Origin of the sequence: Nonomuraea sp. CA-143628, from assembly GCF_050942315.1 — a bacterium.
Taxonomy (GTDB): domain Bacteria; phylum Actinomycetota; class Actinomycetes; order Streptosporangiales; family Streptosporangiaceae; genus Nonomuraea.
The window spans coordinates 6,968,419-6,986,518 of record NZ_CP192072.1; the positions used below are offsets into that span (position 1 = coordinate 6,968,419).

Annotated in this window: 13 protein-coding genes; 8 read left to right on the plus strand and 5 right to left on the minus strand. The window is 72.2% G+C overall.

The window, feature by feature from the left end; all coding sequences use genetic code 11:
* The first annotated feature begins 25 nt into the window (after positions 1–25).
* The 3 genes from ACQP2T_RS31970 (at position 26) to ACQP2T_RS31980 (ending at position 4,361) form a co-directional block, all read left to right on the plus strand.
* A complete protein-coding gene (locus tag ACQP2T_RS31970; protein ID WP_433508619.1) occupies positions 26–388 on the plus strand; it encodes a GatB/YqeY domain-containing protein in 363 nt (120 codons plus the stop codon).
* Between the two features lie 80 nt (positions 389–468).
* Complete coding sequence (locus ACQP2T_RS31975) at positions 469–891, plus strand: cupin domain-containing protein (protein ID WP_433508620.1); 423 nt, start codon at positions 469–471, stop codon at positions 889–891.
* A gap of 50 nt (positions 892–941) precedes the next feature.
* The gene (locus tag ACQP2T_RS31980) at positions 942–4,361 is read left to right on the plus strand and encodes a hypothetical protein (protein ID WP_433508621.1); all 3,420 of its coding nucleotides are present in this window, start codon (positions 942–944) and stop codon (positions 4,359–4,361) included.
* Here ACQP2T_RS31980 and ACQP2T_RS31985 read toward each other — a convergent pair.
* Positions 4,297–5,133, minus strand: coding sequence for a pentapeptide repeat-containing protein (locus tag ACQP2T_RS31985; protein ID WP_433508622.1), 837 nt, complete (start codon positions 5,131–5,133; stop codon positions 4,297–4,299). The two genes, ACQP2T_RS31980 and ACQP2T_RS31985, sit on opposite strands and share 65 nt — an antisense overlap.
* A gap of 138 nt (positions 5,134–5,271) precedes the next feature.
* Here ACQP2T_RS31985 and ACQP2T_RS31990 point away from each other — a divergent pair, with 138 nt between their 5' ends.
* From ACQP2T_RS31990 to ACQP2T_RS32005, 4 genes are all read left to right on the plus strand, one after another.
* Entirely contained in the window at positions 5,272–6,102 is an 831-nt protein-coding gene (locus tag ACQP2T_RS31990; RefSeq protein WP_433508623.1) for an NAD(P)H-binding protein, read from the plus strand.
* A gap of 127 nt (positions 6,103–6,229) precedes the next feature.
* Positions 6,230–9,991: a S8 family peptidase gene (locus ACQP2T_RS31995; RefSeq protein ID WP_433508624.1), complete on the plus strand. Its 3,762-nt coding sequence runs from the start codon at positions 6,230–6,232 to the stop codon at positions 9,989–9,991.
* A gap of 176 nt (positions 9,992–10,167) precedes the next feature.
* The gene (locus ACQP2T_RS32000) at positions 10,168–10,527 is read left to right on the plus strand and encodes an ArsR/SmtB family transcription factor (protein ID WP_358555909.1); all 360 of its coding nucleotides are present in this window, start codon (positions 10,168–10,170) and stop codon (positions 10,525–10,527) included.
* Positions 10,524–11,141 carry an SRPBCC family protein gene (locus ACQP2T_RS32005; protein WP_433508625.1) on the plus strand — a complete coding sequence of 206 codons (618 nt, stop codon included), beginning with the start codon at positions 10,524–10,526 and terminating at the stop codon, positions 11,139–11,141. Before ACQP2T_RS32000 ends, ACQP2T_RS32005 begins: the two co-directional genes overlap by 4 nt.
* 95 nt (positions 11,142–11,236) lie before the next feature.
* On the opposite strand, the gene ACQP2T_RS32010 is transcribed toward ACQP2T_RS32005, so the two are convergent.
* Both ACQP2T_RS32010 and ACQP2T_RS32015 read right to left on the minus strand, forming a co-directional pair.
* On the minus strand, positions 11,237–12,604 hold the full coding sequence (locus ACQP2T_RS32010) for a CoA transferase (RefSeq protein WP_433508626.1): 1,368 nt from the start codon (positions 12,602–12,604) through the stop codon (positions 11,237–11,239).
* A gap of 103 nt (positions 12,605–12,707) precedes the next feature.
* The gene (locus tag ACQP2T_RS32015; RefSeq protein ID WP_433508627.1) at positions 12,708–13,655 is read right to left on the minus strand and encodes a quinone oxidoreductase family protein; all 948 of its coding nucleotides are present in this window, start codon (positions 13,653–13,655) and stop codon (positions 12,708–12,710) included.
* 92 nt (positions 13,656–13,747) lie between these two features.
* Here ACQP2T_RS32015 and ACQP2T_RS32020 point away from each other — a divergent pair, with 92 nt between their 5' ends.
* On the plus strand, positions 13,748–14,209 hold the full coding sequence (locus ACQP2T_RS32020; RefSeq protein ID WP_433508628.1) for a MarR family winged helix-turn-helix transcriptional regulator: 462 nt from the start codon (positions 13,748–13,750) through the stop codon (positions 14,207–14,209).
* Here ACQP2T_RS32020 and ACQP2T_RS32025 read toward each other — a convergent pair.
* Positions 14,206–15,312, minus strand: a complete 1,107-nt coding sequence (locus ACQP2T_RS32025) for an SWIM zinc finger family protein (RefSeq protein WP_433508629.1) — start codon at positions 15,310–15,312, stop codon at positions 14,206–14,208. The genes ACQP2T_RS32020 and ACQP2T_RS32025 overlap by 4 nt on opposite strands.
* The gene (locus ACQP2T_RS32030; protein ID WP_433519856.1) at positions 15,309–18,074 is read right to left on the minus strand and encodes a DEAD/DEAH box helicase; all 2,766 of its coding nucleotides are present in this window, start codon (positions 18,072–18,074) and stop codon (positions 15,309–15,311) included. Before ACQP2T_RS32030 ends, ACQP2T_RS32025 begins: the two co-directional genes overlap by 4 nt.
* Between the last annotated feature and the right edge of the window lie 26 nt (positions 18,075–18,100).

Below are 18,100 nucleotides of genomic sequence, written 5' to 3' on the forward strand. Positions count from 1 at the left end.
TCACCCCGGATCAGGAGCTCAGCACATGCGCGCCAACCTGCGCGACGACCTGAAAACCGCCCTCAAGGCCCGCGACCGCGTCGCGATCACCGCACTCCGCTCCGCCCTGGCGGCGATCGAGAACGCCGAAGCCGTCGCGGTCGACCCCCCGCCGTCCGGCGCCCCGAAGAACGACGAGCACTTCGCGGGATCGACCGCCGGCCTGGGCGCCGCCGACGTGGAACGCCGTCTCCTCACCGAGGCAGATCTGCTGTCGATCGTCGAGAAGGAAGTGCGGGAGCGCTCGGTCGCCGCGCGGGAGTACGAGCGGCTGGGCCGCGACGACCACGCCGAACGGCTCCGCGCGGAGGCCGAGGCGCTGAGCCGGTACCTGAAGCCGACCGTCTGAAAACGCCGGGTTGGGCTGTCACAAACGGTGCGGCTGTCTTGTCCTCACTCCGGACAATCCCCGTTTGGATGGAGGAACACATGAGCGCACACCTGCCCCCAGGCATTGAGGTGATCGCGACCCTGCCGGAGGCGGCGGCCCGGATCCCGGCCGGCGCCGAGGCCAGGACCGTCCGGATCACCCTGGCGCCCGGCGACCCCGGCGCGCCGCCGCACCGGCACCCCGGGCCCATCTTCGGCTACGTGACCCAGGGCGAGGTCCTCTTCGAGCTGGAGGGGCAGCCGCCCCAGGTGCTGAAGGCCGGTGACGCCCTGTTCGAGCCCGGGGGCGACGTGATCCACCTCCAGGGCGCCAACAACCTTCAGGACGCGCAGTCGCAGATGGTGGTGACCATGTTCGCGCTGCCGGGCACCCCGCTCCTGACCATGGTCAGCGCGGAGGAGCTGGCCGAACGGCGACACCTGCGGGTTACCCCGACCATGAGGGCCACCAGCATCTCCTGATATACGAAGAGTCCATCTCCCATCACGTTGGGTGACGGTAGATTTCCCGTGTGGCGAACGCAGCGGATTCTCGTGAGGCCGAGTTCGGAGCCGAGCCGCGGCGGCGGGTCGAGACGGGCCGTTCGCGGTCCCGGCCCGCGGCCGGGTGCCCCTATCCGGGGCTGACGTCCTTCCGCACCGGGGACGCGCGCTTGTTCTTCGGCCGCGAGCGGGCCGTGGCCGATCTGGTGGCCCTGCTCGCCGACCCCGAAACGGCGGGTCATCCGGCGATCGTGATCGGCCCGTCGGGAGTGGGCAAGTCCTCGCTGCTGCGCGCCGGCCTGGCCCCGGCCGTGCTGCGAGGCGCGCTTCCCGGCCGCCGGCCCGGTCGGCCGAGTGTGGCGTACCTGACGCCGACCGCCCAGCCGATGCGCGAGCTGGGCGGCGTCGACTCCCGCACGCTGGTGATCGTCGACCAGTTCGAGGAGCTGTTCACGCTGTGCGGCGACGAGGCCGCGCGGCAGGCGTTCATCGCCGAGCTGTGTCACCGGGCGGCGGCCGGCCTCGCGGTGGTCCTGGGCGTACGCGCCGATTTCTACGGCCAGTGCGTGGCCCACCCGCCGCTGCTGGCGGCGCTGCGGGCGCGTTGCCTGCCGCTCGGCCCGATGGCGGCCGGGCAGCTGCGGCAGGCGATCAGCGAGCCGGCCGCCGTGGCGCAGCTGGACATCGAAGCCGGCTTGGTCGAGCTGCTGCTGCGCGACGTGGGCGCCCGGACCAGCGGCGCCTGCGACGCCGGGGCGCTGCCCCTGCTGTCCCATGCCCTGCGGGCCACCTGGCAGAAGCGGACCGGCACTCTGCTCACCGTCGCGGGCTACGAGCGTACGGGCGGCATCCGGGGGGCGATCGAGGTCACGGCCGAGCAGGCTTATGCGGAGCTCGACCCGGCGCAGCAGCAGGTGGCCCGGCACATGCTGCTGCGCCTGATCCAGGTCGGCGACGGGACGGCCGACACCCGCCGCCGGCTCGCCCGCCAGGCACTGACCGACGACGGGGACGAGGCCGTCCTGGAGGCGTTCATCCGGGCCCGGCTGCTGACGGCCAACGCCGCATGGGTGGAGATCAGCCACGAGGTCCTGTTCGACGCCTGGCCCCGGCTGAAAGGCTGGATCGACGCCGACCGGGCGGGGCTGCGGATCCGGCGGCAGCTCGCCGACGCCGCCGAGGCGTGGGAACGCGCGGGCCGCGACGAGGGCCTCCTGCTGCGCGGCCCCCAGCTGACCATGCTGCGCGAATGGGCCGACGCGGCACTGGCCGTCAACCTCACCCCCGCCGAATGCGCCTTCCTGAGCGCCAGCCGGCAATGCGGTGAGGCCGAGCAGGTGGAGACGGTGCGGCGTAACCGCCGGCTACGCCGCCTGGTCCGCTGCCTCGGAATCACGCTGGCGCTGACCGCGGTCGGCACGGTGGTGGCGGTCAGGCAGGCGGCGGAGGCGCACCGGCAGGAACGGAGCTCCCTGGCCGGGCGGCTGTCGGTCGAGGCGGCCCGGTTGGCCGGCCACCGGCCGGAGGTGTCCGCGCTGCTCGCCGCGGCGGCAGTCGGGCAGGACCGCACTCCGCAGTCGCTCGGCGCGCTGATGAGCACGCAGGCGGGAGGGTTCGCCGGGCGCCTGGCCGGGCACGGGGCGGCGCTGTGGGGAGCGTCCTTCAGCGCCGACGGCTCGACGCTCGCCACCGTCGACCACGGTGGCCGCGCCCTGCTGTGGGACGCCCGCCGCCGGACCGTGACCCATACGCTGGAAGACCTCTCCGCCCGCCTCACCGCCATCGCCGTCAGCCCGGACGGGCGCCTGGTCGCCGGGGCGGGCGACGACAGGCGGCTGCGGATGTGGGACGCCGGGACCGGCAAGAGGCTGGCGACGCGCGAGCTGCCGGGCGGCACGGCGATGGGCGGTCTCTCCTTCGACCAGAAGGGCTCGATCCTGGCCGTGGCCGGGACCGGGGTCGTGTTGTGGCGGGTGAGCGACCTGCGGGCGCTGCCTGCTCCACCATGGGGGTCCGACGCGATCGAAGGTGCCGCGTTCAGCCCCGATGGCACGCTCCTGGCCGCCGCCGGCCACGACGGGAGGCTGCGGCTCTGGCGCACCGACGGCGCGAGCGGGCCGCCGCCGACTCTCCCAGCGGGCGCGCACGCGTTGCACGACGTCGCCTTCAGCCCGGACGGCACGCGGCTGGCCGCCGCCGGTGACGACGGAGCCGTACGACTCTGGCGTACCTCCGACTGGCACCCGTCAGGCGTGCTCACCGGGCATCGCGGCGCCGTGTGGGACCTCGACTTCCGCGGCGACGGCCAGCTGCTCGCCACGGCGGGTGAGGACCAGCGGATCCTGCTGTGGGACGTGGCGGCGGGCCGCCAGGTCGCCGAGCTGACCGGCCACAGTGCCCCCGTGCACGCGGTCACTTTCCCCCGCGGCGGGACGCTGCTGGTCAGCGCCGCCGCCGACACGACCGGGGCCGTCTGGGACACCGCGGGCTGGGAGATCCGCGGCTGTCCCGAGCCGGGGACGGTCGCGGCGGCATGGGGACCCTGGGGGCTGGTGACGGGTGCCGCCGACGGCGTCGTCCGCTACGGCGGACCCGCCGCCGCGACCGGGAAGTGCGAGCAGCTGTCCCTGCCGTACCCACGCATCCGCGCGCTGGCCAGGGGTGGGAAGGACGGAGACCTGCTGGTGGCCGGCGGTGACCGGGGCCGGATTCGGGTGTGGAGTCTCCGGCGCCGCGCCGAGCTCTATCGGCTCGACTCCGGAGCCGGAGACCAGCACGGTGTCGCCGTCGATCCCGAAGGCGACCTCGTGGCGGGCGGCTATGGCAACGAGATCCTGGTGTGGCACATCACCGCGGGTCAAGTCGGCAGAGTGGACAAGTGGACGGCGAGCGGGACGGTGGGCACGCTCGCGTTCGACCCCGGCGCGGGGACGCTGACCACGGGCGAGGACCGGGCCGTCTATGTGCGGCGACTGGGCGATCCCGCCTCGCGGCGGCTCCTCATGGTCGCCACCGCGCCGATCACGGCGCTCGCCTACAGCGCGGACGGCACCATGCTGGCGATCGGCTCCGACGACGGCACGGTACGGCTCTGGCAGGTCCAGGGGCGCCGCGAGCTGTTCGCCCTGTCCACCCGTCAGGGCTCCGTCCGGGCGCTGGGCTTCGCCTCCGGCCATGGCCGCCTGGCCGTCACCGGAGCGCTCGGCACAGTGCGCTGGTGGGATCTGGACGAAGGGGCGGCGCTGCGCCACGCCTGCGACATCGCCTCCGTGCCCCAGCCGCAGGAGTGGGCACGGCTCGTACCGAACATGAAGCCCCTGCCGCCCTGCGCCTTCAGCTCTTCGGGAGTTCCGGTCTCAGCACCGCACGCGGCGCCGGGGCGCGTCATCGGCGCGGCCGGGCACCCCGTCGTGGCCGGTCCGAGGCCGACCAGTGGGCCGGGCGCGTGAGCGCGGCCGACAGCTTGGTGGCGCCGTCGCCTCTGGCCGCGTTGAGCTGCGGCTGGGTGAGGAAGATGCTGCCCGTGAGGTCGGCGCCGGCCAGCTCGGCACCCCTGAGGTCGGCGCCGATCAGGTCGGCCAGCCGGAGGTCCGCGCCGCGCAGATCGGCGCCGATGAGGTAGGCCCCGCGTAGGTCGGCGCCTCGGAGGTCGGCGCCCTTGAGCTTGGCGCCGATGAGGTCGGCGCCCCTGCGGTTCTTCCGGCGGGGGGTCTCGCCCCTGACCAGTTCGCTCGTACGCAGCAGCAGGGTGTTGACGCTCTGCCGGTGCGCGGGCACGTCCACGAGCAGGAGGGTGTCGGCGTCGGCGCGGCTGAGCCGCCCGGTCTCGTCGAGCGCGGCGCGGAGGTCGTCGTGGAGCTCGCGGGCCGGGTCGAGGGTCAGCGCCTCGGTGAGGTACCACAGCAACTCGTGGAGCTGGCGCACCACCGGGAACACCGCGAACATCCGCGTCGCCGTCTCCGGAGCCCGCCGCCAGTCCTGCCCGGCGAAGGTGACCTGGGAGACCTTCTGACCCGCGCCGAAGCAGTCATAGACCGTGCAGCCCGGGAAGCCGCGCTCCCTGAGATCGCGGTGGATGCCGCAGCGGAAGTCCGCCTCCAGGTTGGGGCACGGCCGTCCGGCGTCCTTGTCGATCGCGAAGTCGGCCGAGGCGGCGAAGGGCAGCGCCACGCAGCACAGCCCGAAGCAGCTCTCGCAGTCGGCTTTCAGGGATTCGGACAAGGGCAGAGGTCTCCTTCTGGGGCACCGAGTCTCCGAACATTACCCCAGCTCCGCGGCCGAGAATCCGGGAGCGTGTCACACTCCGGGGCCCGGCACCGCTCTCAGCTCGGAAACCGTTCAACATCGATGGGACATCTCATGATCTTAGTGACCGGAGCCACCGGCCTCGTCGCACGCCCCCTGATCGAGCTGCTCGTCGCGGAAGGCGCCAAGGTCCGTGCCGTCAGCCGTTCGCCGGAGACCGCCGGGCTGCCCGACGGCGTGGAGGTCGTAGCGCGACCGGACGTCTTCGACGGTGTCAGCGCGCTGTTCCTCCACCCGCGCGCCGTGGCCAGTGGCGCCGTCGAGCTGCTGGATCTGGCCCGGCGGCACGGGGTGCGGCGGGTGGTGGCGCTGTCGGCCAGCAATGTCGACGACGATCTGGCGGACCAACCGTCCCGCTTCAGAGGTGACAGGAACAAGGAGGCCGAGCAGGCCGCCGCCGGTAGCGGTCTGGAGTGGGTGAGTCTGCGGGCCTGCTCGTTCGCGGTCAACACCCTGCACCCGTGGGGCGGCCAGATCCGGGGCGGCGACGTCGTGAGCGGGCCGTACGCGAAGTTCGCCGAAGCATGGATCCACGAGCGGGACCTGGCCGCGGTCGGCGCCCGCGCGCTGCTCACGGACCAGTTCGCGGGCCAGAGACTGGAGCTGACCGGCCCGCGCTCACTCACCCACGAGGAGACAGTGGCGATCATCGGCGAGGTGATCGGCAGGCCGCTGCGCTACCAGGAGATTCCGCCGGAGGCGGCGGCGCAGGGGATGGTCGCGCGCGGCTTCCCGCAGGCGTTCGTCGATGCGCTGATGGCCAGGTACGCGAGGGGAGCCGGGCAGCCCGCGCGGGTCACCGGGGAGGTGGAGCGCGTGCTCGGCCGTCCGGCGCGGACCTTCGCCGAGTGGGTTGCCGATCACGCCGCCGCGTTCGAGGGGTGAGCCCTCCTTTGGCGGCTGGCGAGTTCACGACAAGTCGGGATCTGGCCACACCTTTCGCATGGACAACGCCAAATCATGACCACTAGGAATTCGGTAGCTTCTCTTACCGATTCGCTGGAGGTCGTCAATGCTGCGTGGGCTGCGTGGGCGAAGGGCGGTGGCCACCGTCGCGGCGGTGCTGGCCGTCTCCGCGCTGTCGGTGCCCGGGGCACGGGCCGGCGCCGAGGTGGCGGCCCCAGGGCTCGCGGTGGGTACGTCCGGCGGTGAGATCACGCTCATCACCGGCGACCAGGTGCACCTGCGTGCCGTCGACGGTGGACACCAGGCGGTGACGATCACTCCGGCCCCGCGCGCGGACGGCTCCGTGCCGAACTTCCAGGTGCTGGAGGCCGACGGACAGCTGAGCGTCATCCCCGACGACGTCGCCGCCCTGGTCCCGCAGCGTCTCGACGCGGCGCTGTTCGACGTCTCGGAGCTGGCCGAGGACGGGTACGACGCCGCGATCCCGCTCATCCTCACCTACGAGGGCAACACCACCAAGTCCGCCCTCCCGGCCGTCAAGCAGCTCCGCACGCTGGAGAGCATCGGCGGCGCGGGAGTGTCGATCGCCACCCATGACGCGGCCCGTTTCGGCGCCGCGCTGGCCGGGCTCGCCGCCGGAACCGCAGCCCGCGCGGCGAGCCCGTTGGCCGGGGTGTCGAAGATCTGGCTCGACCGCAAGGTGGAGCCGGTCCTGGAGAACAGCGTGCCCCAGATCGGCGCGCCCGAGGCGTGGGCGGCCGGCTTCGACGGCACGGGCACGACCGTGGCCGTGCTCGACACCGGCATCGACGCCACCCATGCCGACCTGGCCGGAAAGATGACCGACCAGCGCGACTTCACCGGCGAGAACGCGACCGGCGACCCCAACGGCCACGGCACCCACGTCGCGAGCACCATCGCGGGCTCCGGCGCCGCCTCGGACGGCCGCCGCAAGGGCGTGGCGCCCGGGGCGGGGCTGCTGAACGGCCGGGTTCTGGGCGGCGACGGCAAGGGCCAGCTCTCCTGGATCATCGACGGCATGGAGTGGGCGGCGGGGGAGAAGCACGCGCAGGTCGTCAACATGAGCCTGGGCAGTCGCGTCGCGGGCGGGCCGCTCTCCTCGGCCGTGTCGCGGCTGTCCCAGCAGTACGGCACGTTGTTCGTGGTGGCGGCGGGCAACGACGGCTGCGACGGCTGCGTCGGAGCCCCCGGCGACTCCGCCGACGCGCTGACCGTCGGCGCTGTCGACCGCGCCGACCAGCTGGCCACCTTCTCCAGCAGGGGCCCGATCGCCGTGGACGGCTCGGTCAAGCCCGACGTCACCGCGCCGGGCGTGGAGATCACCGCCGCCAAGGCGGGCGGCGGGTACGTCACGATGTCGGGCACCTCGATGGCCACCCCGCACGTCGCGGGCGCCGCGGCGCTGCTGCGGCAGGCCCGGCCCGGCATCACCGGGCCCGAGCTGAAGTCCTTGCTGATGGAGAGCGCCAAGCCCATGCCGGGCACACCCGCCGACGCGCGAGGCACCGGCCGGATCGACGTCGGCGCGGCGCTGAAGGGCGCCGTCGTCGCCTCGGCCGGCTCGGTGAACTTCGGCGGCCTCGTGGAAGGCGCCGACAAGAGCGTCACGATGACGTACCGCAACCTCGGCACGGAGCCCGTCGAGCTGGACCTGAAGGCCGGCGGCCCGTTCACCGCCGAACCCGGCGAGGTGACCGTGCCCGCCGCCGGGCAGGCCGAGGTGAAGGTGACGCTCAAGGGCGCGCCCTCCGGCCGGCTGCGGGAGGAGCTGTCGGCGAGCGTTCGCGGCGGCGCCACCGTACGGACCCTGCTGACCGCGAGCGTCGAGCAGCGGCGCGTCGAGCTGCGGGTACGCGGGGTGGCCAGGGACGGCCGCAACGCGCGTGGCGGGTTCACGGTGCTGAACCTGGACGAGGGCACCCTGGTCGGCCGCGTCCTGCCCGGCGATCCGGCCCAGCCGTGCACCGAGCAGAAGTCCGGCACCGGCACCTGCCTGCTGGTCAAGCCCGGCACCTACTCCGTGCTCGGCCACATCTTCACCATGCCCGCCACCCAGGACAGCACGGCGACGGGCAAGCCGCTGAACGAGAGCCTCGTCGGCGACCCCGAGATGAAGATCACCGGGGACACCGAGGTCGTGCTCGACGCCCGCAAGGCCGTCGAGGTCGAGATCCGGACCCCCGACCACAAGACCAAGCGGAACATGGGCGCCGCCGCGCAGCTCGCCTGGTACCGCGCCGGCGAGACGGGGACGGCGCTGCGCGGCGGCACCAACATCTCGCCCGGCGGGCAGGTCGAGGAGCGGCTGTTCGTCCAGCCGACCAGGAAGATCACCAAGGGCACCTTCACCGTCGCCACCCGCTGGCGGCTTGAGGCACCCGCGATCACCCTGACGGCTCCGGGCCTCGACCTGAACCCCCAGTACTATGACCCGGTCTCCTTCAGCGACTACGCCACGGAATACCCGAAGCTGGACGGCACCGCTCTGCTCGCGGCGGTCGACGCCGGGCGTGGCACGGCCGAGGAGATCAAGGCCCGCGACCTGCGCGGCAAGCTGGCGGTCATCCGCCGTACCGACGGCGTGCCCGTCTCGGCCCAGTCCAACGCGGCCGCGGCCGCCGGAGCCAGGATGGTGGCGATCTACAGCGACCGCCCGGGAGCGGACATCACCTCGGGCGGCACCGGCGTCAAGCTCACGGTCCCGACCGTCCGGCTGACGCAGGAGGAGGGCCTGAAGCTGGTCGAGCGGCTGCGGCGGCTGCCCGTGCCCGTCCTGGCCAAGGGGATCGTGGCCAGCCCATACGTGTACGACCTGTACCTGCGCGAGAAGGGCCGGGTGCCGGACTCGCTGCGATACGTGGTGCGCGACCGCTCCCTGGCCAGGACCGGGGCGGGCTATCACAGCCAGCTCGCCGACGACGTGACGGTGAACGAGGCCCGGTTCGTGTTCGAGCCGTGGGACACCTCGTCGATCTCCACGAACCGGCCGCTGGCCAAGACGCCGCGTACCCAGGTCCAGTACTTCACTCCCGACCCCGACCTGCGCTGGAGCTCCTCGGCGGGCAGTCCCGAGCGGCACTACAACACGATGTGGCCGCACGTGGACACCCCGCGCGTCGCTCTGTCGTCGCCGGAGTTCCGCAGCTACAAGGCGGGGGAGCGGGTGGAGCGCACCTGGTTCAAGCAGCCGCTGCTGCCGGGCGTCAACCCCCGCAATCCGCTGCGCAGGGAGGGCGACAAACTGCGCATCTCCATGCAGGGCTTCATCGACGCCGGCGGCAACTACGGCGAGGCCTACACCAGCTCGTTCGAGCACGGCCTGAAGACCGATTTCCGCCTCTACCAGGGCGACAAGCTGCTCCAGCAGACCAACTACCTGCCTTCGGGCAGCGTGACTCTACCGGTGGAGAAGTCCACGTACCGGATCGAGTACGACGTGCGCAACGAGGCCACCTGGGCGAAGCTGTCGACGCGTTCCCGGTCGGTGTGGACGTTCGGCTCGGAGCACGTGGACGCGGGGGTCGCCACGGTGATCCCGCTGATCCTGGCCGGGATCGACGCGCCCGTCGACCTGAAGAACCAGGCCCGCTCGGCCAAGCTCGGCGTGTCCTTCCATCGCCAGGAGGGGGCGGCGCGGAGCGCGCTGAAGGAGGTGTCCCTGGAGGTGTCCTACGACGACGGCGCCACGTGGCGGGCGAGCCGCCTGCGCGCGAAGGGCGGCACGGACTCCTACGAGGCCACGCTGGACCGGCGGCCCGGGAGCTTCGTCTCATTGCGGCTCAAGGCCGCCGACGTCGAAGGCAACACCTTCTCCCAGGAGGTCATCCGCGCTTACGCGACACGGTGACGGTCATCCGCGCCTCCCTGGGACGGTGACGGTCATCCGCGCATACGCGCCTCCCTGGCGCGGTGACACACAGACCCGCTGGGCGGATGGGCCACCCCCCTCCGGTCCCATCCGCCCGGCGACCACCTTAATATCAATATTGACTTATATAAGTCCGGCTTGAAATACTCCGTCATGTGCATGCATTCGACGTCCTCGGAGACCCGGTCCGGCGCCGGATCCTGGAGCTGCTGGCCGATGGCGAGCTGAGCTCCGGCGAGGTCACCGCGGTCATCCAGAGCGAGCACGGCATCTCCCAACCGGCCGTCTCACAGCATCTGCGGGTGCTGCGGGACAACGGGTTCGCCAGCGTGCGAGCCGAGGGCACCCGGCGGCTCTACGCCGTCGAGCCCGGGCCGCTGCGGGAGGTCGACCTCTGGCTGGAACGCTTTCGCGGGTTCTGGGAGCAGCGGCTGGACGCGCTGGCCACCGAGCTGGCTCGGGGCAAGCGGGAACGCCGCGCTCCCGGCCCATCATCGAGAAACGAGCACACATGATCGACATCATCAAGCAGATCGAATACGTCCACCGGCAGCTGGAAGACGGCGACGAGCTCAAGACCGTCGTGCTGCGCCGCCACTACGACGCCGGCATCGAGGACCTGTGGGACGCCTGCACGTCCGCGGAGCGCATCAGCCGCTGGTTCCTGCCCGTCAAGGGGGACCTTCAGCTCGGCGGCCACTACCAGCTCGAAGGCAACGCCGGTGGAGAGGTGATGGAGTGCGAGCCGCCGCACCGCTTCAAGGTCTCCTGGATCTTCGGCGACGCCCCCGGGCTCTCCGAGGTCGAGGTACGGCTGTCGGCCGACGGCGCCGAGCGCACGCTGTTCGAGCTCCGGCACACCGCCGCCGCGCCGCCCGAGTTCTGGGACCGGTTCGGACCGGGTGCCGTGGGTGTCGGCTGGGACCAAGGGCTGCTCGGCCTGGCCCTCCACCTGACGGGCGGATCCGTCGGCGATCCGATGGCCTGGCAGATGAGTGAGGAGGGCCGTACCTACAGCAAGACGTGCAGCCGGTTGTGGGGGGAAGCCCACGAGGCGGCGGGCGCCCCCGCCGACCAGGCGAAGGCCGCCGCCGACAACACCAGCGCCGCCTACGCTCCGCCGGCCTGAACAGGCAGCCTGCCGGGCGCTGTGGGGCACGGCCCCGACGCACTCCGTACCGGAAGATCACTGTTGCCGCAGGCAGGACATGCCGAGGCTCCCGCTCACGCCCAGTTCGGCAGATCGGTGCCCCATTGGGTCGGTGCACGGTTCCAGTTCGCGGGTGCGCCATCGTAATGGACCGGGGGCAGGGCATGACGCAGCAGACCGTAGGGCGATTCGGTCTCGGTGAGCCAGGACCCGGGGTCGTAGGTGCCGGCATCGCCCCGCACGGGGGTGGGACGGATGTCGTGCAGCAGCCAGGAGGCCGTGCCCGCCAGGGAGAGGCGAAGATGCCGCCCACCGCCGGTGGCCTGGCGGTCGCTCAGTGCACGAAGCACGGCGGCGGCGAGCAGGTACCCTGTTCCGTGGTCCAGCGCCTGTGCGGGCAATACACCGGGCCGGCCGTCAGCAGTGGCCTCAATTGCGGCAATACCGGTACCGGCTTGGACCAGGCTGTCGAAGCCGCGACGCTCGGCCCAGGGGCCGGCCCAGCCCCAGGCGCACAGTTGGGCGACGATCAGGTCGGGATGCCGGACCAGTAGCGTCTCGGGGGTCAGTCCGTGCCGGTCCAGGGCGCCGGGGCGGTAACCGGTCACCACGACGTCTGCCTGGCTGAGAAGGCCCTCGAAGGCGTGCCGGTCGTCAGGGCTGGTGAGGTCCAGCAGCGTGGAGCGTTTGCTCACGCCGGTGTCGGCGTGGGTATCCGCGTCCTCGAGGAGCTGAGGGGCGTCCACGCGCAGTACGTCGGCGCCCAGCAGCGCCAGCGTGCGTGTGGCGACAGGTCCGGCGATGACGCGGGTCAGGTCCAGCACCCGCACTCCTTGCGCCGGCACGGATGCGGGCGCCAGCAGTCGGGGGCTGCTCTGACCCACGTGCCGCGTCTCGACCAGGGCGGGTCCGGCCGCAGCGGGTGCGGAGGCCACGGCCACGGCCAGGCCGCCCGCCGCGTAGACAGTCTCCTGGACTTCCCAGGCCGGACGCGATGCCAACTCCTTGGAGAGCACGCCTACCAGCGCCTGGTCCTGTCCCGTGTCCGCGATGCCCAGCGCGCTGAGCAGCCGGGCACGGTGGTGCGGGTAGTTGGCGTGAGTGCGTACCCATCCGTCGGCTGCTTCCCAGAAGCCGGACAGCGGGGCGAAGGACGTCGGGGCCCGGCCGTCGATCCGCAGGTGGCGTTCACTGACGAACGCGGTGGTCACCGCCGCCTCGTTCACCCGCACTGCGGGCACCGGCACGCGGTTGCGCAGCGCCAGCAGTTCCGCCGCCGCCAGCGAGGACGCTCCCACGCTGGCCCGCGCCAACTCTCTCACCGGCAGACGAGACGGCAGGACAGCGCCCGCCCCCTCGAAGGACACACATTGAACCAGTTGCCCTCGACCCCCCAGGGCGGCCCAGGCGTATGCGGTGGCCGCATCCTTGGTGTACGTCATCCGCTCATTGTGCGACACCGTCAGGGTGACGCCGCTAAAGGGGAAGCGCTCGCTCGGCTTGCTGACCTGCGCATGACGCATGGCCTGCCTATGGGCGGGCGCGTCAGGCGATGCGGACGATGCTCTTGCCGTGGGTGTCGCCGTTGGCCAGCCGCTGGATGGCGGTGTCGAGGTCGGCCATCTCATACTCGGCGGTCACGTCCACGCGGACCGTGTGGTCGGCCAGCAGTCGCAGTGCCTTGGTGGCGCTGTCGGCCAAGCGTCGCGGGTGGGTCTGGCTGAGGAGGTTGCTGTTGTAGGTCAGGGCCGACCTTCCGCTCATGAGCAGGTCGTTGGTGTTGATCTCGACAGGTTCGAAGGTGGCGATGTTGCCGTAGATCGCCAGGCGGCCGTGCGGCGCGAGCCGCTCCAGGTTGGCCAGGCGGGTCGGCCCGCCGATGGGGTCCAGGATCACATCGAACCGCTCGTCGGCGAGGGCGCCGGGGAAGTCCTCGCGGGTCACCAGCAGGTCGTAGCCGAACCGCGTGGCGTATTCGGCCTGGGCGGTGCCGCCGACCACGCCCACGATGCGGGCGGCTCCGGCGGCCTTGGCGAACTGGGCCGCGAGCGTGCCGACACCCCCCGCCGCCGCGTGGACGAGCACGCTGTCGCCGGAACGTACCCGGCCGACCGTGTTGATCAGGTCGTAGGCGGTCGGGGTGATCCAGCCGAATCCGGCGGCCGTCCGAGGGTCCACGCCGGCGGCGTCGAAGGCGAGGAGGCCTGGCGCCACCACGACCTCGGCGTATGCTCCGGCGCTGGTCAGGGCGGTCACGCGCTGCCCGACGCGGCTCGCGTCCACGCCTTCGCCGACCGCGACGATGCGGCCGGCGGCCTCGAAGCCGGGCACGAAGGGGCGCGGCACCGGGAAGTGGCCGCTGCGGACGAGCACGTCACCGTACTGGATTCCGGCGTATTCCACCCGGATCGTGACCTGCCCCGCTGCGGGTACGGGCTCGTCGACGTCGGCGAGGGTGAACCGGTCATCGGTGTCGAAAACCACGGCCTTCATAGTTACAGCTCCCTGTGTTGACTCAGTATCCTGATACCGAGCGACCTTAATGAGTATCAGGTACCTGAGTCAACGCAGGGAGCTGTTGATTGATGACCGATGTCCCCGCCGAGGAATACCTCTGTACGCGCATCCGCCGCACCGAGCAGGCTCTGATGGGCCACCATGAGGCTGTTCTGCGCGGCTACGGCCTCACCATGACGCAGTACACCGTGTTGCTGGCACTGTCGCGCGAGGACGGTATGTCCGGTGCGCAACTCGCCCGCTCCTGTGGCGTCACACAGCAGACCATGGCCTCCGTCCTGACCGGCCTCCAGAACAAGGAACTCATCGCCCGCGAGGCCTCGCCCGTACATTCCAAGGTCCTCATCGCCTCGCTGACCGAACAGGGGCGGCACGTTCTGGACGGTGCTTATCGAGAGGTCATCGTGCTGGAGCGCGCACTCGGCGCGGCTTTCACCCCGGCCGAGCGCGACGCGTTGTGCGCGCTCCTCGAACGCGCCACCACGATCCTGATCCAGCAGACGCCCGGCGCCGAGTCCCGAGCCGGTTAGCTCACCAGCGCCGACGGGTCGCGTTCCGGTGGGCCGGCGGGCCACCACTGGCCGTCGCGGTCGGTGAAGGGGTACCAGCGGCCGTCGCGGCCGTAACGCAGTTGCCGGGCACCGATGGTCCAGCGGTTGCGCCAGGCCTCGACCTCCGGTGGGCGCTCGCCCTCCCAGCCGGCCCGCAGGAGCGCCCCGGCTCTGGCCAGGTCCTTCTTGGGCGGGGTCCAGGCCGTTTCGAGCGCCTCCAGCCCGTCGGCGCCGCCGTACCGCCAGGCCTGTACGGCCGTCTCCAGGCCGAGGTCGAGATCGTGGGCGGCGGCCAGGCGTACCCGGTCCTGATATTCGGTCAGTACGGCCAGCCGCCCGGTGAGCAGCAGCTCGCGGGCCCGGTCGGCGGCTGAGGCGGCGAGCACCTCCAGGGCGGCCACGTCGACGCCGGGCGTGGGCTCCAGCCCGAGCGGCGCGTACGCGACGTCGAGCGGCGGCGGACCGGGCAGCGGCGGCACGCCCAGGCTGAACGCCACCGCGGCGGGCGTACCGGTCTCGGCCGGCGCGGGGACGTCGCGGCCCTGGAGCGCCTCGATCAGCTCCTGCTCGCCCCGGCCGCGCATGAGCAGCAGCACGAACGGATCGGCGTCGAGCAGCCACGACGCCTGGTAACACAGGGCGGCGGCGTGCTTGCACGGGTGCCCCCAGTCGGGGCAGGTGCATTCCGGTTCGAGGTCGCCGACCGTCGGCAGCAGCGGGACTCCGGCGTCCTCGGCGGCCTCGACCAGGTCGTGCGGCATGTCGCGGTCGAGCAGCGCCGCGATGTGCCCCGCCTTGGCGGCGACCTGGTCGAGGAAGCGCTCCCAGTCGGAGTCGGCGAGCTGTTCAACGTGGACGACGGTGTCGTACTCGCTCTCGGTGACGGCGGCGATGCGGCCCGGACTGACCGTGATGGGGCCGACCTGGCCACTCTTGGCGTAGGTGCGGCCCTTGCGCAGAAGGGTGTGGTCGAGGGAGGTGTCCTCCATGGCCTGGATCCAGGCCCCGCCCCACCAGGAGGTGGCGAAGCGGGCGCCGGCCCGTTGCGCGGGGAACGCGGGGAATCCTCTGACTGCGTTCATTTCAGCTCCACCAGTGCGGCGAGTTCCGCGTCGGTCAGTTCGGTGAAGGCGGCGTCGCCTCCGGCCAGTACGGCGTCGGCCAGCGAGCGCTTGGCCGCCAGCATCTCGGCGATGCGGTCCTCGATCGTGCCCTCCGCGATCAGCCGGTGCACCTGGACGGGTTTGTCCTGGCCGATGCGGTAGGCGCGGTCGGTGGCCTGGTCTTCGACGGCCGGGTTCCACCAGCGGTCGTAGTGGATGACGTGGTCGGCGCGGGTGAGGTTCAGGCCGGTGCCGGCCGCCTTGAGCGACAGCAGGAACACCGGCGCCGCCCCCTCCTGGAAGCGCCGCACCATCTCCTCCCGTTTCGGCACCGAGGTGCCGCCGTGCAGGAACTGGGTGGCGACGCCTCGATCCGTCAGGTGCCGGTCGAGCAGCCGCGCCATGGCCACGTACTGGGTGAAGACCAGCACCGCGCCGTCCTCGGCGACGATGGTGTCGACGAGCTCGTCGAGCAGTTCGAGCTTGCCGGAACGGCCGGTCAGCCTGGGCGCGGCCTCGTGCAGGTAATGGGCCGGGTGGTTACAGATCTGCTTGAGCCCGGTCAGCAGCTTGACGATCAGGCCGCGCCTGGCCATGCCCTGGGCGCTCTCGATCTGATGCATGCTCTCCCGGACCACCGCCTCGTACAGCCCGGCCTGCTCGGTGGTCAGCGCCACCGGGCGGTCGGTCTCGGTCTTGGGCGGCAGTTCGGGCGCGATGCCGGGATCGGACTTGCGGCGCCGCAGCAGGAACGGCCCCACGAGCCTGGCCAGCCGCTCGGCCGCCACGGTGTCGCCGGACTCGACCGGTTTGGCCCAGCGCGAGCGGAACCTGCCCAGCGAGCCGAGCAGCCCCGGCGTCGTCCAGTCGAGGATGGCCCACAGCTCCGCCAGGTTGTTCTCCACCGGGGTGCCGGTCAGCGCGACGCGGGCGGCTGCCGGGATCTCACGCAGCGCCTTGGCCGTACCGGAAGAGGGGTTCTTGACGTGCTGCGCCTCGTCGGCCACCAGCAGCCCCCACGGGTGCTCGGCGAGCCGCGCCGCATCCATCCGCATAGTTCCATATGTCGTCAGTACGAAGCCCTCATCGGCCAATGTCCGGCTATTTCCGTGAAATCGGCGGACAGGGACGCCCGGTGCGAACCTGGAGATCTCCCGCTCCCAGTTCCCCAGCAGCGAGGCGGGGCAGACGACCAGTGTGGGACCGCCGCCCCGGTGGAGGTGCAGGGCGATCAGGGTGATCGTCTTGCCCAGGCCCATGTCGTCGGCCAGGCAGGCGCCGAGCCCGAGCGAGGTCATCCTGGCCAGCCAGCGCAGGCCCTGCAGCTGGTAGTCGCGCAGCCGCGCGTCCAGGCCGGCGGGCACGGTGATCTCCTCGGGCTCGGACAGCCGGTCGCGCAGCTCCCGCAGCCAGGCGCTCGGCTCGATCGGCACCTGCTCGCCGTCGACCTCCACGGTGCCGGTCAGCGCGGCGCCCAGGGCCTCGAGGCCGCTCAGCGGCTTGAGATCGCGCTGGCGGGCCTTGCGGGCCAAGTCCGGCTCGATGAGCACCCACTGGTCGCGCAGCCGTACGACGGGCCGGTGCGCCTCGGCGAGCCGATCCATCTCGGCCGCGGTCAGCCGCTCGCCGCCCAGGGCGAGCTGCCAGTCGAAGCTGGTCAGGTGATGGCCACCGAGGAAGGACGGCATATCGGAGGGGGCGCTGTCGCGCTCGCCGACGACGGCGCGGGCGCTCAGGCCGCGTACGAGCTCCCTTGGCCAGTGGACCTCGACACCGGCCGCGCCCAGGCGTTCCGCGGCCCCGGCCAGCAGGTCTTCCACGTCCTCGCCGGACAGGGTCAGCTCGTCGGGGACGGCGCTGTCGAGCAGGCGTTCCAGCCGGGCCCAGGCACGGGCGGCGCGCCTGATGGCCAGCGTGGCGTCGATCCTGGCCCGGGGGCCGAACCCCGGGTCCGTGCCCGCCCACAGGTCGGCGGCGTCCACCACCAGGGACGGATCGGCCAGGCTGTGCAGCTGGACCACCGCCCGGAACTCCGCCTGCTCCAGGCTGTCGGCCTCCAGACGCAGCGACAGGCGTACACCGGAGTCCAGCCCCGCCGACACCTCGTCCGCCCAGGAACGCAGCCGGGGCACTTTGACCGGTTTGACGGCCGCGAACGCCGAGGTGCCGGTGGCCCGGACGGCACCGGGGGAGCGCGGCATCGCGTCGGCCACCGCGTCCAGGAACGCCCGCACCAGCGACTCCGCGTCCCTCAGCCGCACCTCTCCCGCGCCACGTCCGTCGCCTTGGCGCGACTCCGCGGCCGCTGGTCGCGCCGCGCCGTCATTGACGTCTTCGAGAGGTACGGACCGTGCGGCCGCGGGCATGGCGTCGGCCAGCTCCCGGATCCGCTGGACATCGGCCGCGTCGAACGGCCCCGCCCGCCATGAGTCGAAGTCGCCCGCCGAAACCCCCGGCAGGATCCTCCCCCTGGCGACCAGTTGCAGCGCGACCAGCGCCACCGCGCCCCAGAAGCGCGCCGCCGGATCGGCGCCCGCGTCGCTCCTGGCCCTGGCCAGCCCGGCCACGGCGTCGGCGACCGGGACGCGGGTGGCCCTAGCCTCCAGAACCCGCAGCTCACCGCCGTGCTCCTCGACCACGGTCACCGTGGCGTCCCCGTCCAGGTCGAGGAAGGCCATCCGCCCCTGCCTGGGTGGGTCGCCGGGCTCGAAGACGACCGCTTGCCGTACCAGATCCGTCATTGGGCTCACGGCCGTACAGTGTACGG

What these genes read in the sequence shown, in the direction of transcription:
- ACQP2T_RS31970 (WP_433508619.1), top strand. Translation starts at nt 26, where the DNA reads ATGCGCGCCAACCTGCGCGACGACCTGAAAACCGCCCTCAAGGCCCGC.
- ACQP2T_RS32005 (WP_433508625.1), top strand. Translation starts at nt 10,524, where the DNA reads ATGATCGACATCATCAAGCAGATCGAATACGTCCACCGGCAGCTGGAA.
- ACQP2T_RS32010 (WP_433508626.1), bottom strand. Translation starts at nt 12,604, where the DNA reads ATGACGTACACCAAGGATGCGGCCACCGCATACGCCTGGGCCGCCCTG.
- ACQP2T_RS32020 (WP_433508628.1), top strand. Translation starts at nt 13,748, where the DNA reads ATGACCGATGTCCCCGCCGAGGAATACCTCTGTACGCGCATCCGCCGC.
- ACQP2T_RS31995 (WP_433508624.1), top strand. Translation starts at nt 6,230, where the DNA reads ATGCTGCGTGGGCTGCGTGGGCGAAGGGCGGTGGCCACCGTCGCGGCG.
- ACQP2T_RS31975 (WP_433508620.1), top strand. Translation starts at nt 469, where the DNA reads ATGAGCGCACACCTGCCCCCAGGCATTGAGGTGATCGCGACCCTGCCG.
- ACQP2T_RS31990 (WP_433508623.1), top strand. Translation starts at nt 5,272, where the DNA reads ATGATCTTAGTGACCGGAGCCACCGGCCTCGTCGCACGCCCCCTGATC.
- ACQP2T_RS32025 (WP_433508629.1), bottom strand. Translation starts at nt 15,312, where the DNA reads ATGAACGCAGTCAGAGGATTCCCCGCGTTCCCCGCGCAACGGGCCGGC.
- ACQP2T_RS32015 (WP_433508627.1), bottom strand. Translation starts at nt 13,655, where the DNA reads ATGAAGGCCGTGGTTTTCGACACCGATGACCGGTTCACCCTCGCCGAC.
- ACQP2T_RS32030 (WP_433519856.1), bottom strand. Translation starts at nt 18,074, where the DNA reads ATGACGGATCTGGTACGGCAAGCGGTCGTCTTCGAGCCCGGCGACCCA.